The organism is Streptococcus sp. Marseille-Q7087, from assembly GCF_965111935.1.
In genome coordinates, this window is sequence record NZ_CBCOPJ010000001.1 from 1,598,837 (window position 1) to 1,616,041 (window position 17,205).

The 17,205-nt window shown below is 41.0% G+C and carries 16 protein-coding genes and 1 riboswitch; of the genes, 1 reads left to right on the forward strand and 15 read right to left on the reverse strand.

The genetic code is table 11. From position 1 onward, the window contains the following. Nucleotides 1-36: 36 nt before the first annotated feature. The 5 genes from ACWPVF_RS08305 to ACWPVF_RS08325 all read right to left on the reverse strand — a co-directional run bounded on the left by ACWPVF_RS08305 (nt 37) and on the right by ACWPVF_RS08325 (nt 4,898). Nucleotides 37-1,293, reverse strand: a complete 1,257-nt coding sequence (locus ACWPVF_RS08305; RefSeq protein ID WP_454385633.1) for a competence/damage-inducible protein A — start codon at nt 1,291-1,293, stop codon at nt 37-39. 76 nt (nt 1,294-1,369) lie between these two features. Continuing rightward, a complete protein-coding gene (lytR, locus tag ACWPVF_RS08310; protein WP_045613854.1) occupies nt 1,370-2,428 on the reverse strand; it encodes a glycopolymer--peptidoglycan transferase LytR in 1,059 nt (352 codons plus the stop codon). 4 nt (nt 2,429-2,432) lie between these two features. Continuing rightward, the gene (locus ACWPVF_RS08315; RefSeq protein WP_414308095.1) at nt 2,433-2,954 is read right to left on the reverse strand and encodes a GNAT family N-acetyltransferase; all 522 of its coding nucleotides are present in this window, start codon (nt 2,952-2,954) and stop codon (nt 2,433-2,435) included. Beyond that, nucleotides 2,944-3,387: a tRNA (adenosine(37)-N6)-threonylcarbamoyltransferase complex ATPase subunit type 1 TsaE gene (tsaE, locus tag ACWPVF_RS08320; RefSeq protein WP_414308096.1), complete on the reverse strand. Its 444-nt coding sequence runs from the start codon at nt 3,385-3,387 to the stop codon at nt 2,944-2,946. The genes ACWPVF_RS08315 and tsaE overlap by 11 nt, the downstream gene beginning before the upstream one ends. 89 nt (nt 3,388-3,476) lie before the next feature. Beyond that, entirely contained in the window at nt 3,477-4,898 is a 1,422-nt protein-coding gene (locus ACWPVF_RS08325; RefSeq protein WP_454385636.1) for an NCS2 family permease, read from the reverse strand. 196 nt (nt 4,899-5,094) lie between these two features. Between ACWPVF_RS08325 and ACWPVF_RS08330 the strand changes: the two genes are divergently transcribed. Then, entirely contained in the window at nt 5,095-5,907 is an 813-nt protein-coding gene (locus tag ACWPVF_RS08330; RefSeq protein ID WP_045613859.1) for a Cof-type HAD-IIB family hydrolase, read from the forward strand. Nucleotides 5,908-6,032: 125 nt separating this feature from the next. Here the strand turns inward: ACWPVF_RS08330 and ACWPVF_RS08335 are convergent, their stop codons facing one another. The 10 genes from ACWPVF_RS08335 to uvrA form a co-directional block, all read right to left on the reverse strand. Continuing rightward, nucleotides 6,033-6,470: an SP_0198 family lipoprotein gene (locus tag ACWPVF_RS08335; RefSeq protein ID WP_045613860.1), complete on the reverse strand. Its 438-nt coding sequence runs from the start codon at nt 6,468-6,470 to the stop codon at nt 6,033-6,035. 95 nt (nt 6,471-6,565) lie between these two features. Further along, the gene (locus ACWPVF_RS08340) at nt 6,566-7,804 is read right to left on the reverse strand and encodes a bifunctional folylpolyglutamate synthase/dihydrofolate synthase (protein ID WP_045613861.1); all 1,239 of its coding nucleotides are present in this window, start codon (nt 7,802-7,804) and stop codon (nt 6,566-6,568) included. Nucleotides 7,805-7,971: 167 nt separating this feature from the next. Then, a complete protein-coding gene (locus ACWPVF_RS08345) occupies nt 7,972-8,277 on the reverse strand; it encodes a DUF1292 domain-containing protein (RefSeq protein ID WP_004250503.1) in 306 nt (101 codons plus the stop codon). 15 nt (nt 8,278-8,292) lie between these two features. Further along, nucleotides 8,293-8,712, reverse strand: coding sequence for a Holliday junction resolvase RuvX (gene ruvX / locus ACWPVF_RS08350; protein WP_045613863.1), 420 nt, complete (start codon nt 8,710-8,712; stop codon nt 8,293-8,295). A 3-nt stretch (nt 8,713-8,715) separates the two neighbouring features. Next, nucleotides 8,716-8,982: an IreB family regulatory phosphoprotein gene (locus ACWPVF_RS08355; RefSeq protein ID WP_414308097.1), complete on the reverse strand. Its 267-nt coding sequence runs from the start codon at nt 8,980-8,982 to the stop codon at nt 8,716-8,718. A gap of 97 nt (nt 8,983-9,079) precedes the next feature. Continuing rightward, nucleotides 9,080-9,652 carry an SP0191 family lipoprotein gene (locus tag ACWPVF_RS08360; protein WP_414308098.1) on the reverse strand — a complete coding sequence of 191 codons (573 nt, stop codon included), beginning with the start codon at nt 9,650-9,652 and terminating at the stop codon, nt 9,080-9,082. 60 nt (nt 9,653-9,712) lie between these two features. Next, nucleotides 9,713-10,111 (reverse strand): transcriptional regulator Spx, encoded by a 399-nt coding sequence (gene spx, locus ACWPVF_RS08365; RefSeq protein ID WP_006149601.1) that lies wholly within the window; start codon nt 10,109-10,111, stop codon nt 9,713-9,715. A 135-nt stretch (nt 10,112-10,246) separates the two neighbouring features. Beyond that, the gene (gene mgtA / locus ACWPVF_RS08370; RefSeq protein WP_454385640.1) at nt 10,247-12,907 is read right to left on the reverse strand and encodes a magnesium-translocating P-type ATPase; all 2,661 of its coding nucleotides are present in this window, start codon (nt 12,905-12,907) and stop codon (nt 10,247-10,249) included. 192 nt (nt 12,908-13,099) lie between these two features. Next, nucleotides 13,100-13,256, reverse strand: a riboswitch (M-box (ykoK) riboswitch). Nucleotides 13,257-13,306: 50 nt separating this feature from the next. Next, the gene (locus ACWPVF_RS08375; RefSeq protein WP_045613868.1) at nt 13,307-14,368 is read right to left on the reverse strand and encodes a M24 family metallopeptidase; all 1,062 of its coding nucleotides are present in this window, start codon (nt 14,366-14,368) and stop codon (nt 13,307-13,309) included. Beyond that, nucleotides 14,361-17,192 carry an excinuclease ABC subunit UvrA gene (uvrA, locus tag ACWPVF_RS08380; RefSeq protein ID WP_454385643.1) on the reverse strand — a complete coding sequence of 944 codons (2,832 nt, stop codon included), beginning with the start codon at nt 17,190-17,192 and terminating at the stop codon, nt 14,361-14,363. The genes ACWPVF_RS08375 and uvrA overlap by 8 nt, the downstream gene beginning before the upstream one ends. Nucleotides 17,193-17,205 lie beyond the last annotated feature (13 nt).

Consider the following 17,205-nt stretch of genomic DNA (forward strand, 5'->3'; position numbering starts at 1 on the left):
AATGTTTCTTAGAACCTTCTTCTATTATATCAAAAGTCAGTCACTTAATAAAGCTTTGCGAACTAAGTTAAACGCATGCATAACCGCAATTTTACGAACATCTGCTCGACTTCTTCCAGCTATATTGGCTTGAATGACTTCGGTACCTGATGCTTGAGATAGGCCGATGAAAACTGTCCCTGCTGGATGCCCTTCTAGGCTATCCGGACCAGCTACTCCTGTCAAGCTAATTCCAAAATCAGACTGAGTTTTGAGGCGTGCCTGCTCAGCCATTTTTTCAGCAGTAAAGGCTGAAATGACTCCATGTTCTTGCAACTCTACTTGTGGAATGTCTAACATCTTAGCTTTTTCTTCCAGGCTATAAGTGACAAAACCACCTTTAAAGATTGTTGATGCACCCGAAAAGTTTGCCAAAGTCGCTTGGAAAAGCCCAGCTGTCAAGCTTTCCGCAGCTGTAATGGTTTTCTTCTGCTTTTTCAACTTCTCAACAACTACGCTAGATAGGCTCGCTTCCTCTCCATAGCCATAACAGATATCCTTTAAAGCAACCCCTTCAAAAGTTTGACGTGCAAGGATTTTTTCTTCTATATTATCCAAGGCCTTTCTAGCTTCTTCTTGACTAGTAGCCTTTGTAGACAAACGCAGAGTCACTTCTCCCGTTTTTGCATACGGTGCTATGGTTGGATCCGTCTGCTCTTCAATCAAATCTGACAAAATCGTCACTAGCTGGCTCTCACCAATTCCAAAGAAACGTAGCACACGTGAGTACAACTTAGCTCCTGTTGTCAATCTTGGTAGTAGCTCATTTAAAACCATTGGTTTCAGTTCACTTGGCGGACCTGGTAGGACAACATAAGTCACGCCATCTACCTCAATCATACCACCAACCGCTAGTCCCGTTTCATTGGGTAGCGGAGTTGAGCCCTCAACAATTTGTGCCTGACGCTCATTATTTGGAGTTCGAGCATAGTCTGGGCGATGAGCAAAGAAATCATCTAATTTAGCCTGTGCTTGAGCATCAAAAGTCAAATCACGCTCTAGAAATTGTGCCAAGGTTTGTTTGGTCAAGTCATCCTCTGTTGGACCTAGTCCTCCCGTTAGGATAACTAAATCACTCCGTTTCTGAGCAATCTCCAACAAGGATAAGAGACGAGATTCATTATCTCCTACAGCCATTTGGAAGTAGACATCAACACCGATTTCAGCCAACTTTTCAGACAAAAACTGAGCATTGGTATTGACGATTTGACCTGTTAGAATTTCTGTCCCAACAGCTATTATTTCCGCTTTCATTTTTTCCTCCTACTTATCTATTCGGATTTCTTTGAAAAAATCGCAGGAAAATTCCTACGATTTGAGTATTCATTTCTTATTGTTCTTGCTGTTCTTGTTGAATCTGTTGTTCCTGTTCTGCAACAGAACTGGTATTTTGTGGTGAATGAACATAAAGATTTTCATACAAGACTACATTGGTCTCCAAGTTCGTAACCTCTGGTTGCCCGAGCGAACGACGTAACATATTTTGCATCTCTAACATATGAGCAGATGACACAATTTGGTAGGATGTCCCGTCAATCATTGCATCCTCTCCACGCAACTGTTGAGAATCAATATTTTTAAAGGAATCTTGATAACCCATCAATTGAGGAATTGTTGTTGTCGTAATCTCGATATTGGTCTGCATGTTGTCGCTAAGAGCCTTCAGAATTTCTTGGTAGTGACTGACACTATTCAAGCTAAGAATCTTCTCGACAACTTTTTGAATCACTTCACGCTGTCGTTTTTGACGACCGTAGTCTCCCTCTGGATCCTGATAACGCATACGTGAATAGACAAGAGCTTCTTCACCATTTAACTTTTGTTCACCAACACCGATAGAAATCGTATTAAATGGCTCCTGGTCTTGAATAGAGATAGGGAAACCTAGAGTATTATTTACTGTAATACCTCCGACAGCATCAACCATTCTTTGAAGACCATGCATATTGACCATCACATAGCGGTCGATATGGATATTCATCATTTTTTGAATAGTCGATATGGCCAGTTCTGCTCCACCATTGGCATAGGCAGCATTTAGTTTCGCCTCTATTACGCTACCGTCTGGTTGTTGGATTTGTGTCAAAATATCACGCTCCAAACTCATCATAACAACTTTCTTGGTCTTAGGATTTACCGTTACCAAGATCATCGAATCACTGTTACCTTCCCATGGGTCTGTGCGTTCAACGTTACCCGTATCCACACCCATCAGTAGAATTGTCAGAGGTTCAGTTGCCTCGATAACCTTCGTTTCTTCCCCGATTTGTTTATAGGTTTTGGCTAAAGTCTGTGTACTTTGTTGATAGATTGTAAAGGCAAAAGCTCCAACACCAAGCACTGTCACAAGAACAAAGCCTAAAAACATTCCGATTATTTTTTTTACCATACTTTTATTCGTCTATCAGTCGACCCATTTGGTAAACGTCAAGAAACTCTCCTCCCTCTATACAAGCACCACGTTCCTGTAATCCTTCTATGATAAAGCCCATCTTTTGATACAGATGAACAGCCGCAAGATTGCGTTTTTGAACTGTCAATTGTAAACGTCGAATACTAGCACTCGATTTGGCCCATTCAGTAGCTTCTTCCAACAGGATACTACCGAGACCATTTCCCCAGTATGCTTTTTTGATGCCCAAAAAGACATCACCAATATGTCGAACTCGCGGACGTTGATCAGCTGTAATATTGATGACCCCTGCCAATTCATTATTCAAAAAAGCTAGTAGAGTAATCTGGTTATCCGACTGGGCTTGCTTGTCAATAAAATGTTGCATTTCTGATTCAGTCATTGCAATTCCGTTTTCATCCAAACTGGTAAAACTAGATTCCTGACCAATCTGATCCAAAAGTGCAATAAGAACCGAAGCATCTTGGATTTCTGCTTCACGGATTAAAAGATCATACTCCATCCGTCAACCTCTGCAAGAGCTCCGTTGCTCGTTGCCCATGGGCATGAAAGACAACCTCACGTCCCTCACCATCTTTCAGGATTTCTAATTCTAGATAGTCTGCTGGAAGAGCATCTCCTAATAGATGACCCCACTCAATAACAGTCACTCCTGATCCAAAAAGAAATTCATCCAAGTCGATAGAATCTGCATCCCCTTCAATACGATAAACATCCAAGTGATACAAGGGTAGACGACCTTCATATTCTCGAACAATGGTATAAGTAGGACTTTTAATCATTTGATGAATCCCTAGACCTTTAGCCAAACCTTTTGTAAGTGTTGTTTTCCCAGCACCTAATTCACCGGTCAAAATCAATACATCATTTTCCTCTAGTAAAGAGCCTAACTCTTGTCCAAGAGCAATGAGTTCATCTTCATTTTTTATGTGCATGTAATCATTATACCAAAAAGTTTTCTTTTGCGATATTTCTACTAATAAAAAAGGAGGAGATTCCTCCTTCTTTTTTTAAGTGTTTATCATTAGTTAAGAGCCATGCTGATATAGTTCAAGATAAACAAGGCATCCAAAATCCAAATCATGACATGTACATCTTTAACTTGGCCTTTGACAACCTTTGTCAAAGTATAAGTCAAGAAACCAACTGCAATCCCTTGAGTGATTGAGTAACTGAATCCCATAAAGATAGATGTGAAGAAGGCCGGAACAGCTTCTGACATATCATCCCAAGGAATGTTTTTCAAGTTAGAGAGCATCATAATTCCGACAATAATCAAAATTGGTGCAGTTGCAGCTGTTGGAACAATCGCTAACAGTGGGCTAAAGAAGCTTGATAAAGCAAAACAGATAGCAACAACAAGGGCTGTCAAACCAGTACGTCCACCAGCACCGATACCTGCCGCAGACTCAACATAAGTCGTAACATTTGAAGTACCAGCAATGGCACCAACTGAAGTTGCCACCAAGTCAGAGTAAAGAGCTTTATCCAATTTAGCTGACTCATGGTTTTCACCACTTGTCGCAACGATACCAACTTTTTCACCAGTACCAATAAGAGTACCGATAGTATCAAAAATATCTGTCAATGAGAAGGCAAGAATAGCCATCAAAGTTTCTGGCAAACGAGAAGTGTTTGAAATCAAAGATCCTAAACCTTCCGAACCAAGAGCAGCACCAAACAAGGTACCTAAATCGTTAACTGCTGATGAAAGATTGTTGCTAGCGAAGTCAATCCCTGACACATTAACAAGACCAACCGCAATGGCAAGAATAGTCGTTGTTAAAATAGAAAGGATGATCCCACCTTTGATACCTTTAACAACAAAGAAGATAGTAATAGCAAGACCTGCAAGAGCTACCAAAACTGCTGTAGTATTGAAATCTACCAATCCTGGAACAGCTGCTGAGTTCGCAGTAATCGCCGCTTGAGCTTTATCTGCTCCTTCACCTGCTACAGTATAAGTACCTGGGTCAATTGAGAATTTCAAAAGACCAGCATTCTTAATACCTACATATGCTAGGAAGACACCGATACCGGCTGAAATTGCTGAGCGAAGCGTTGTAGGAATAGATTCAATGATCATTTTACGAACATTGGTCAATGTAATAATCAATGAAATAACTCCACAAATGAAAACCATCCCAAGAGCTTCTTTCCAAGTATAGCCCATCCCAAATACGACTGTGAAGGTAAAGAAGGCATTAAGTCCCATACCTGGAGCTTGAGCATATGGCAAGTTAGCATAGAAAGCCATCATCAAAGTTCCCACAACAGAACCGATGATTGTCGCCAAGAATACACCTTGAACAGGCATTCCTGTTTGTGAAAGCATTTGAGGGTTTACAAAGAGAATATAACTCATTGCAAAGAAAGTTGTTAAACCAGCAAGAACCTCTGTACGGACATCTGTTCCGTGCTCTTTTAGTTTAAATAGTTTGTCCATTTTTAATCTCCTTTGTCATTTTACGAACAATATGACTATTATAACATCAATCATTCATCTTTTCAAGGTATTTTTACCGAATTATAAAAATCTTATCCGATGCTATTCTTCTTCTTTTTACTTATTGTCAGCTTTTCTAGCCACTTTTTGATATAATAGAAAACATCTTATCTGAAACTAGATTCGGGAGGATTTTATGACTAAAAAAATGATTGCCGTTGATTTAGACGGAACTCTACTCAACTCTGAAAGCAAACTTTCTGACTTTACTATTAAAACAATTAAGAAAATCTCTAAAAAAGGCCACCAAGTCGTTATCGCAACCGGTCGCCCATACCGTATGGCCAAAGATTTTTATGACCAACTTGAACTTGAAACGCCTATGATCAACTTCAATGGTTCGCTCACTCACCTACCAGGCAAGACTTGGAAACATGAAAAGTGTCTGACTGTGGACAAAAAATACCTCTTGGATATCGTGAAGCGTAAAGAAGAAATTGAGGCAGACTTTATCGCTGGTGAATATCGTAAAAAGTTCTACATTACGGCCCCAGACCAAGAAATTGCCGATCCTAAATTATTTGGTGTTGAAAACTTTCGCCCAGAAAATCAATTCAAGTCTGACTTAGTTACTAAAGGACCTAACTGTATTTTATTACAAACTAGGGCAGACGATAAATATGCACTAGCTGAAGAGATGAACAGCTTTTACAAACACCAACTCAATATTAACACTTGGGGTGGCCCTTTGAACATTCTCGAATGCACTCCAAAAGGTGTCCACAAGGCTTTTGCCCTCGAATACCTTCTCAATGTCATGAATATCGACAAACAGAATTTGATTGCCTTTGGTGACGAACACAATGACCAAGAAATGCTTTCTTTTGCAGGTAAAGGCTATGCCATGAAAAACGCAAACCCTGCACTGTTACCTTTTGCAGACGAGCAATTACCATTGACTAACGAAGAAGATGGAGTCGCCCACTTTTTGCAGGAACGATTTCTTTAATTTCACTCATTCTATACTTTTTGGTGGACATTAGCTACCTTAAAAGTATGGAATTTTTTTGAGCTCAAAGTCAACGAAAAAAAGATTTGAATCTTTTTATCCAGATTCAAATCCTTATAAAATATCTATTTTTTTAAAACAATACGATCAGAAACGTCGCGATCCATGTCATCGATAATAATCTGGTTCTCCTCAGCTACATAAATCTTGACCTCGTCTCCGATAATAACTTTCTGATTTTCTGGTTCGAAGGTCACCTTCTTAACCTCTTGATCTCCGTCCGCTTCCACTTCTGTCCACGTTCCGGTATTTCCAGTAACTACAAGAGTAATGCTATCACCCTCGTCTTGTCCCTTGTAGGTCCCATCTAGATTAGTAGTTGTGTCAGTCTTTACACTAGTAGTAGAACTAAAAGCGCTGGTTTCTGACACTTGACTAGCGCTCGCCTCAGAGCTAGTGCTTGCTTGGGATGAAGGTGTCGATTTAGCTGTTGACGAACAAGCAACTAAAAGACTAAGACTTGCCACAGTAGCAAGAGAAAATGTAATTTTTTTTAGTGACATAATGTCTCCTTTCTTTCAGGAGCTAAAGGCAGAAAAACTGCAGAGTTATTCTACTTATACTATATTAAATAAAGGAAACAAGGTCAATCAACCAACTATGTTTTTATAAGGTAGGCACGAACTTCAGATATAAAATAGAGGGAACCTGTAACAAACAGTAAGTCTTTCTCCCCTGCAGACTTTTCAAAATCATCTATAAAGTCTCGATAGGAAGCAACTCTATGATAGCCACTCAAATCTTGCTCCTCCAAAGAGCCTTGATAGTCGAAACTCGTCACATAGAGAGCTGTATCAGGTAAATGATCTGTCAGATAAGTTAACATTCCGCTATAATCTTTACGCTTTAAAGCACCAAAAAGAATTTGAGCATGGTAGCCTTGCTGGATTTTTTCCTGGATAAATTCAACCAAACGTTCCAAGGCTGGTAGATTGTGAGCCCCATCCAGATAAATGTGCTCAGTGATAGCTTCTAGCCTTCCTGCCCATCTGGTAGCTCGCAAGGCGGCTCGTACTGCTTCTTGATCAACCTTCTCACCTCTCTGATTCATAAGCAATAGAAAGGCTTGTATGGCAAGAGCTGCGTTTTCCTCCTGATAGGCCCCTTCCAAACCTAGTTTTAGTTGGTTCAGATTCGCAAGAGAAGAAGAAAAATGACCATTCTTGAAAGAAAAATCTCGATCAGCTTGGTAGAGAGTCACATCCAAATCATGAGCAGTTCTTTGACAAACGAGCTGGGCTTCCGGTGCTAGATTGGCAATAAGAGCTGACTTGCCTGACTTAAAAATCCCTGCTTTCTGCTCAGCAATAGCTGCTAAACTATCGCCTAAAGTCTCCTGATGATCAAAGCCGATGGACGTGATAACAGCAATCTCTCCAGTTACCACATTAGTGGTATCAAGTAGTCCACCAATTCCAACTTCCAGCAAAACCAGATCCACTTCTTGCTCTTTAAAATAAAGCAAAGCAATCAAAGTCAACAACTCAAAAAAAGATAATTGATCATAAGTTTCTAGAAGTCTTTTCTCCATTGCTTTTACTTGATCAGCTAAACGAATGAAATCTGCATCCGATATGGGGTCTCCATTGATGCAAATGCGATCATGAATGCTGACAATATGGGGCGAAGTAAAGGTTCCAACTTTCTTGTCGTGAGAGACAAAAAGCTCTCTCATAAAGGCAATGGTTGATCCTTTCCCATTTGTCCCCGTCACATGGATAATTGGATAGGTTTGCTCAGGATTCCCCAGTAAATCCACTGCTTTTTGCATCCGTCCCAAACCTGATCTAAAATTCAATCCAATCCGACTATGGAGCCATTTTTCTACTTCAAACACGCTTATCTCCTTAATCTTTAATAAAAAAGCGAAGATTCTCTTCGCTTTTTACTTCATTTGCTAGAACCTAGCTTGTTTTAATTTCAATATGGGCTAAAAACATCCACTGGAGTCACCAGTTCTCTCTTATTTCAAGGAACTTGGCTGATACAGTCTCCCAGACTGTATCACTCCTCCATAAAGCTGTTGAAGACTTCTTCAATCATGTTCCATTCGTCATCTGAATCTTCAGGAATTGGTTGCAATTCGCCTTCTGTTCCGTCTTCATTTTCGATGAATGAGTATGCTTGAATTTCAACTTCGCCGTTTTCATCTTCTTCTGCATTAACTGGTACAAGAAGAACATAGTTTTTACCGAATTCTTCTTTTCCGTCAATAGTCAAAAGGATTTCAAACAAAGTTTCGTTTCCTTGCTCATCTACAAGTGTAATAAGTTCACGTTCTTCGTGATCGTGGTTGTGATCGTGTGACATAGTTTCTCCTCTGTCTTAAAATTTTCTATCTAAATAATTTTGCAAAATCAACTGAGCGGCTAATTTATCGATAACTTTTTTACGCTTATTACGACTAACATCTGCTTGCTCAATTAACATGCGCTCTGCAGCAACCGTGGTCAGGCGCTCATCCTGGTATTCTACTGGCAAACCAAAAAGTTCTTCCAGTTTTGCTCCATATGCTTGACTCGCTTCCACGCGCGGTCCACTGGTATTGTTCATATTTTTAGGTAAACCAACAACAAAGCGCTCCACCTTATAGCTATCAACCAATTCCTTGAGTCGTTCAAAACCGAACTCTCCCTGGTCTTCATTGATTTGGATGATTTCGAGCCCTTGTGCTGTAAACCCTAACGGATCGCTAATCGCTACTCCTACCGTTTTGGAACCAACGTCCAACCCCATAATTCTCATAGATTATAGATCGACTCCTTGTCCTTTAAGGTAGTAGCGGACCAATTCTTCAACAATCTCATCGCGTTCGTATTTACGGATTTGATTTCTTGCGTTATTGTAACGAGGAACGTAAGCTGGGTCTCCACTGAGAACATAGCCCACAATTTGATTAATAGGGTTATACCCCTTCTCATTCAATGAATCATAGACTTCTGTCAATGTTTCACTGATCTCTTTTTTATTGGAATCGTCCAATTTAAAACGTACGGTTTCTTCAGTAAATCCCATTCTAACACCCTCTTTCCTTAGAATAGTACCATTATAGCACATTCACAGCCGTTCTACAAATGACACAGTCTGATTTTGTTGATTTTCTGCGACTTTCTTACTGGACTGTCGCACCACTCGCAACTCGATTTGCGATATACTCTTCTGGTTCGTTTTTTAGTAGATTTTCCAAACCAACATTTTTTAAATATTCGCTTTCGCTTGCCTTTTTAATATCTAGGACTTGAAAATCATAACTTGTTTTCGTTTCAATCTCTGTCTCACTTAAAAGATTGGTTTCAAGACTAAAACCAGGAATTTTTCGAGCTGCTTGAACTGACTCATCTTTATCCTCCACCTCTTTCAAAGCTTTCTTTGCATCTTCCAACCCATGTTCTGCAATGAAACTCTTGAGTTCATCTGAAACTGGTCGTTTCTGCTGAATCGTTAAGGTCAAGAATTGTTTGTCCTTATATGTAATGGTCTGAGTTTGTTTAACCCCATTTTCATTGGCTGGAAAAACTAGAGTTTTGGTAACCACAGTATTTTTTGCTGCATTTTCTAGAACTGGCAAATTAGATTGGAGAATTTCTGTCGTTGTATCTTTAGCAGGTTCCGCAGATTCTTTTTTCTGACCACAACCAGCTAGTAAAAATAGAAGGGCAACTATACCGATTACTATCTTCTTCATATTCAATTTTCCTTATTTACCTATCAAATAAGGCCAGGAGTCACTCCCAGCCTTTATGTTTTATAGTGCTGCACGTAAACGTGCTTCTGCATTTTCTACATTGCGGACAGAGCGTGGCAAGAAGGCACGAATGTCATCTTCTTTATAGCCAACTTGCAAACGTTTCTCGTCAACAAGAATTGGGCTTTTTAGGATGCGTGGTGTTTCCATTATTAAGGTGAGCACCTCATTGACACTCAAATCTTCGATATCAACTCCAAGAGCTTTAGCGTAGCGATTCTTTGATGATACAATGCTCGCAATTCCATTGTCTGTTTTTGTAAGAATATCTAATAATTCTTCTCTAGAAATCCCCTCTTTACCGAGGTTTTGTTCTTTATAACTTAACTGGTGGGCATTGAGCCATGTTTTCGCTTTTTTACAGCTAGTACAACTTGAGACTGTATAAATTTTGATCATGTACCTACCCCTTTCGCTACATGTTACTATCAGTTTATTCTATTATACCATAAAAAACATCGGACTTGCGACCTATTTTTGAAAAAAATAAACTTTTTTTGAGTTTTTCCAACTTTTTTATTGACAAAACACGAACTATAACCACTCTCTGTACTTCTTAATGTAAAACTTCTTAATAACGGTAACGCTAAACATGTACAAGAAAATAATACCGACCAAGAACAAGAAGTATGGAAGTCCCAATGGAGCTAAACGAAGGATATTTACTAGTGGTCCATAAGGTAAACTAGTTACGAAGAAAGCCGCAACCAAAGTTGTAAAAATCACAAGCCAAGCTGGTCTGCTTTGTACAAAAGGAACTTTTGCGGTACGAAGCATATGGATAACCATGGTTTGAGACCACATAGATTCGATGAACCAGCCTGTTTGGAACAAGATAATAAACTGAAGGGCAGATTCTGATCCATGAACATAATGATGACCTGTCACCAAAGGAACAATGATAAAGTAGAGGAAGATAAAGGTCAAAATATCAAAGACAGATGAGATTGGACCCATCCAAACCATAAATCGCGTAATGGATTTTGCTTCCCATGTATGGGGTTGTTTGAGGAAGTCTTGATCCACATTATCAAATGGCAATGCCACACAAGACAAATCATAGACTAGATTTAGGACAATGAGATGAACAGGAGCCATTGGTAAAAATGGCAAGAAGATACTCGCAACAAGGAGTGAGAAGATATTCCCAAAGTTTGAACTAACGGTCATCTTGATGTACTTGGTCATGTTGGCGTAGACCTTGCGACCCTCAACGATACCAGTTTCAAGGACCATGAGATCCTTGTCTAGCAAAATAACATCCGCAGTTTCCTTGGCGATATCAACTGCTGTATCCACAGAAATACCAACATCCGCCACCTTCATGGATGGGGCATCGTTAATACCATCTCCCATATAACCAACACCGTGACCATTTCTCTTTAACTGTAGAATGATACGCGCTTTTTGGTCAGGAGACAATTTAGCAAAGACTGTTACTTTTTCAACAACATCTGCCAATTCTTGGTCTGTCATTTGGTCGATCTCAGCTCCCAAAAGGATGTGTTCAACATCCAAACCAACCTTTTCACAAATGGCTTGGGTTACTTTTTCGTTATCCCCAGTTAAAATCTTTGTTTTGACACCATGCTCAAGTAGAGCTTGAATAGCGGGTGCTGCAGATGGTTTTGGTGGGTCTAAAAAGGCAAGGTAACCTGTAAGGATCATGTCACTTTCATCCGTCACAGCATAGGCATAGTCTTCACGTAGACCTGACTTGTACCCAACACCTAAGACACGCAAACCTTGACGGTTTAATTGCCCTACTTCTGCTAGTACTTCTTGGCGAATGTCTTCGGTTAGGGGAATGATCTCTCCGCGGTACTCCACGTGTGTCGAAATGTTCAACATTTCTTCTAAAGCGCCTTTGGTAACCATACTAACGACATTGGTATCGTCTTTGACGATGACACTCATGCGTCTACGTTCAAAGTCAAATGGAAGTTCGTCGATTTTTTGGAAGCTAGTATCCAAATTTTGTAGAATAGCGTGTTCTTTAGCTTCTTTTTCAGTTCTACTGATAATGGCACGGTCCATCAAGTTTTTCAAACCGGTTTGAAAATGTGAATTTAGATAAGCTCTTCTTAAGACCGCCATATCCAAATCACCGTGGATATCCAAAGGGTATTCTAAGACAATCTCATCCTGCGTTAAAGTTCCAGTTTTGTCCGTACATAGGATATCGATTGCTCCTAAGTCCTGGATAGCATTAAGTTTTTTGATAACCACCTTTTCCTTGGCCATGATAATGGAACCTTTGGCTAAGCTAGCTGTAATAATCATTGGCAGCATTTCTGGTGTAAGTCCGACACCAACACTCAAGGCAAAGACTCCAGCCTCTAGCCAGTCTCCATCAGTCAACCCATTTGCGAAAAACACGATTGGAACCATGACAAGCATCAAGCGGATTAAGAGCCAAGAAATACTGTTCATTTCACGTTCAAAAGAAGTTGGTTCATCGTAGGTGTTGAGAGTCTGTTCAATAGCTCCCATCATGGTGTCATCACCAACAGCTAGAATCATAGCTGTCGCACTTCCTGAGATAACATTTGTCCCCATAAATGCTAAAGATTCTGCTTCTAAAAGACTCTCTACATTTTGATTAGTAGCTTTATTTAAAGCCAGTTTTTCGACTGCATCACTTTCTCCAGTCAAACCTGACTGTTGAACGAAAAAGTCGCGTGATTCAAATAAGATGACATCTGCTGGAATCATATCTCCAGCGCTCAATTTCACGAGATCTCCCACAACCAACTCATCGATGGGTAACTCTTGTTCAAGACCATCACGAATAACAGTTGCTGTATTGACAATCATTTTTGAAAGATTGGTTGTTGCCTTGTCGCTCCGCAATTCTTGGACAAAACGAATACCTCCTGAAATCAAAACCAAGACAACGATAATGATAGAAGTCGTTGGATCCTCTTGACCGGGTTTGGCAAGCCAGACGTTTGTAACGAGAGAGATAAAGGCAATCACAAGCAAAATGATTGTGAAAGGATTGATAATGGACTCATAAATCTTTTTAAAGATGGAATCCTCTTGACCCTTTGTGATGGTGTTTTCACCATATAGGTCACGGTTTTCTTCGACTTGTTCTGAATCTAAGCCTTTTAGACTTGTATGGTAAAAAGCTAGACTTTCTTTGAATGGAGTTTGAATAGCTGCTGCTAATCTTTCTTTTGTAGTTTTCATTGGTTTCTCCTATCTGTATGAATAGTGATTTCATACACAGGGACCAATCACTTTATAAGGACAGAACGACACAAATCAGCGATTGGCTGTGTATGTGCGGTTCTGGATGATCGTCAATTTGCATCGTTTGTCTCCTTTCTTTGTTTTAAAACAGCAGAAAGTCCTGCCATAAAATGGCAGGACTAAAAAACTTATTGTCTGTTTTCGTTCAAGCTTTAACTCCATAGGGCGATGTAATGAGCTTAGTCTTGACCTTCGCGACCAGGACTGTTGACCAACGAGTAGTGTCTCCACTGCTTTGCGGTAGTCATCCGTATCCCTATGGTAGCCTCACCTACCGTTTTCGCCTTTCAGTATAAACCTTTAACTAGTAAAAGTCAACGATTTATCTCAATTTTCTTAGATTACGATTAATTCTTTTGGAGCAAGGGTTAATAACTCACAACCTGTATCTGTAATCAAGATATCATCTTCGATACGAACACCGTATTTACCTTCAATATAAATACCAGGTTCATCAGTCAAGACCATTCCAGATTTAATAACTTCTTTGGAAGTTTGGCTAAAGTAAGGTTCTTCGTGGATATCAAGTCCGATACCATGCCCGATACCGTGTGTAAAGTATTCGCCATAGCCTGCTTCTACAATAATATCACGAGGGATTTTATCAAAATCACGGAAACCTAAGCCATCCTTAGCTTGGTCAATCAGAGCTTGGTTAGCCTTCAAAACAGTGTTGTAGATTTCTGCTTGTTCATCACTGACATGGCCTAGATAGATGGTACGTGTCATATCACTGACATAGTGGTCATAAAGGCAACCGAAGTCCATGGTGATTGCTTCGCCTAGTTCTACTGGCTTGTGCATTGGGTGGGCGTGAGGTTTAGAAGAGTTGATCCCACTCGCTAGAATCGTGTCAAAAGACAAACCAGCAGCGCCTAATTCACGCATACGGAAGTCCAGGAAGTTGGCAATTTCAATCTCTGTCTTACCTGGCTTGATAAAGTCAAGAGCATCGTGGAAAGCTTGGTCTGAGATGGAACAAGCCTTACGAATAGTCGCAATCTCTGTCTCATCCTTAATCATACGAAGGGCTTCAACAAACTGTGTCTGTGGAACTAGTTCTAAACCTTCAAAGGCGGTTTGCATGCGATGGTAATAAGAAACTGAAATCTCATCTTCAAAACCGATACGAGAAAGGCCCATATCTTTTGCAATCTTTGCGATAGTTGCCAACTCATCACGTTCTGCAAAAATCTCAAAGCCAGTAACTTCTTGCTTGGCAGCGATAATATAGCGGGCATCTGTCACCAAGACTTGACGGTCACGACTGATAAAGACCGTTCCATTTGAACCCCAAAATCCTGTCAAATAGTAGACATTTTTAAGGTTATTGATAATGATTCCATCTAGTTCTTTTTCTTGCATTTTATCTAAAAATGCTTGCACACGTTTATTCATGATGTAACTTTCCTTTCAAATACTGTCCTGTATAGCTAGCTTCATTGGTAGCTACTTCCTCTGGTGTTCCTGTTGCGATAATAGTTCCGCCACCGACACCACCTTCTGGACCTAGGTCGATGATATGGTCTGCTGTTTTGATAACATCTAGATTGTGCTCAATGACGAGAACTGTATTTCCATCATCGACAAAGCGGGACAAAACGGTGAGTAGGCGAGCGATGTCCTCAGTATGCAACCCAGTTGTCGGTTCATCTAAAATATAGAAAGACTTACCTGTCGAACGCTTGTGGAGTTCACTAGCCAGCTTCATACGCTGGGCTTCTCCACCAGAGAGTGTCGTAGCTGGTTGTCCCAAAGTCACATATCCTAGACCAACATCTTTGATGGTCTGGAGTTTGCGTTGAATTTTCGGAATGTGTTGGAAAAATTCTACTGCATCGTTGACCGTCATATCCAAGACTTGCGAGATATTCTTTTCCTTGTAGTGGACTTCCAGGGTTTCACTATTGTAACGAGTCCCATGACAGACTTCACAAGCTACGTATACATCTGGCAAGAAGTGCATCTCAATCTTGATAATCCCGTCACCCGAGCAGGCCTCACAGCGCCCACCCTTGACATTGAAACTGAAACGCCCCTTCTTGTAGCCACGAATCTTGGCTTCATTTGTCTGGGCAAAGAGGTCCCGAATATCATCAAAGACACCTGTATAGGTAGCAGGATTGGATCTCGGTGTTCGTCCGATTGGACTCTGGTCAATATCTATCAGACGGTCGATATGCTCGATTCCTGTAATGGATTTAAACTTACCAGGTTTGTCTGAATTGCGATTGAGCTTTTGTGCAATAGCTTTTTTGAGGATGCTGTTAATGAGGGTCGACTTCCCTGAACCAGATACCCCTGTTACTGCAATGAATTTCCCGAGCGGGAAGCGAGCGGTGATATTTTGCAAGTTGTTCTCACGCGCACCTGTCACTTCGATAAAGCGACCATTGCCTACACGGCGTTCTGACGGCACTGGAATCGCGCGTTTCCCTGACAGATACTGACCGGTAATGGACTGGCTGTTGCGAGCCACCTGCTTAGGCGTTCCCGCCGCAACAATTTCTCCACCAAAGACACCTGCACCAGGGCCAACGTCAATCAGATAATCAGCTTCTCGCATAGTATCTTCATCGTGTTCCACGACGATCAAGGTGTTCCCCAAGTCACGCATCTTTTTCAGACTGGCAATCAGGCGATCATTGTCCCTCTGGTGAAGACCGATGGACGGCTCATCAAGGATATAGAGAACTCCTGAGAGATTGGAACCAATCTGAGTCGCCAAACGAATACGTTGACTCTCCCCTCCTGATAAGGTTCCTGCTGAACGAGAAAGCGTCAGATAGTTAAGGCCCACGTTATTGAGGAAGGTCAAGCGATCCTTGATTTCCTTAAGAATCGGACGAGCAATGATAGCCTCATTTTCAGATAGGGTTAGTTGATCAATGACCTCCAAATGGTCTGCAATGGAGAGGTCTGAAATTTCTCCGATATGGAGTCCTTTCTCTCCCCCTACACGAACAGATAAGGCCTGGTCATTGAGACGGTAACCATGACAAGTGCCACAAGTCAGCTCGTTCATATAGAGACGCATCTGTGTACGAGTGTAGTCGCTATTGGTTTCATGATAGCGACGCTTGATATTACCAATCACTCCTTCAAATGGAATATCGATATCACGAACTCCGCCGAATTCATTTTCATAGTGGAAATGGAATTCTTTCCCATCTGAACCATAGAAAATGAGATGTTTATTCTCCTCAGACAACTCCTCAAAAGGCATATCCATATCCACTCCAAAAGCTGTCATGGCTTGTTCCAGCATATTTGGATAATAGTTAGAAGAGATTGGATTCCAAGGCGCTAAGGCTCCCTCGCGAAGAGTCTTGCTAGCATCTGGTACAACTAAATCCGTATCAACCTCTAGCTTGATTCCCAAACCATCACACTCACTACAGGAGCCAAAGGGTGCATTGAAGGAGAAGAGACGAGGTTCTAACTCTGGAACCGTAAATCCACATACTGGACAAGCATAGTGTTCTGAAAAGAGCAACTCTGAATCATCCATAGTATCAATAACGACATAACCTTCAGCGATACGGAGAGCTGCTTCAATCGAATCAAAAAGACGACTACGGATACCATCCTTGATGATGATACGGTCTACCACCACGTCAATGTTGTGTTGTTTATTCTTTTCAAGTTCAGGAACTTCGGTCACATCGTAAACAACTCCATCGACACGGACACGGACGTAACCATCCTTTTGAATCTTTTCAATCAGCGTCTTGTGTTGCCCTTTTTTCTTACGAATAACAGGAGCCAAAATCTGCAGACGCTGGCGTTCTGGCAATTCCAAAACCTTATCCACAATCTGCTCTACAGACGAAGCCTTGATAGCCCCATGCCCATTGATACAGTAGGGTGTTCCTACACGTGCATAGAGAAGGCGTAGATAATCGTTGATTTCCGTCGTTGTCCCAACCGTCGAACGAGGATTTTTACTGGTCGTTTTCTGGTCAATGGAAATGGCAGGGCTGAGACCATCGATAGAATCCACATCTGGCTTTTCCATATTGCCCAAGAACTGACGAGCATAGGCTGACAGACTTTCAACGTAGCGACGTTGCCCTTCTGCATAAAGGGTATCAAAGGCCAAACTAGACTTCCCCGAACCTGACAGCCCCGTCACCACAACTAGCTTGTCACGCGGAATTTCCACATCTATATTTTTTAAATTATGGGCGCGTGCCCCATGGATGACAATCTTATCTTGCATATTACTTCTTTCT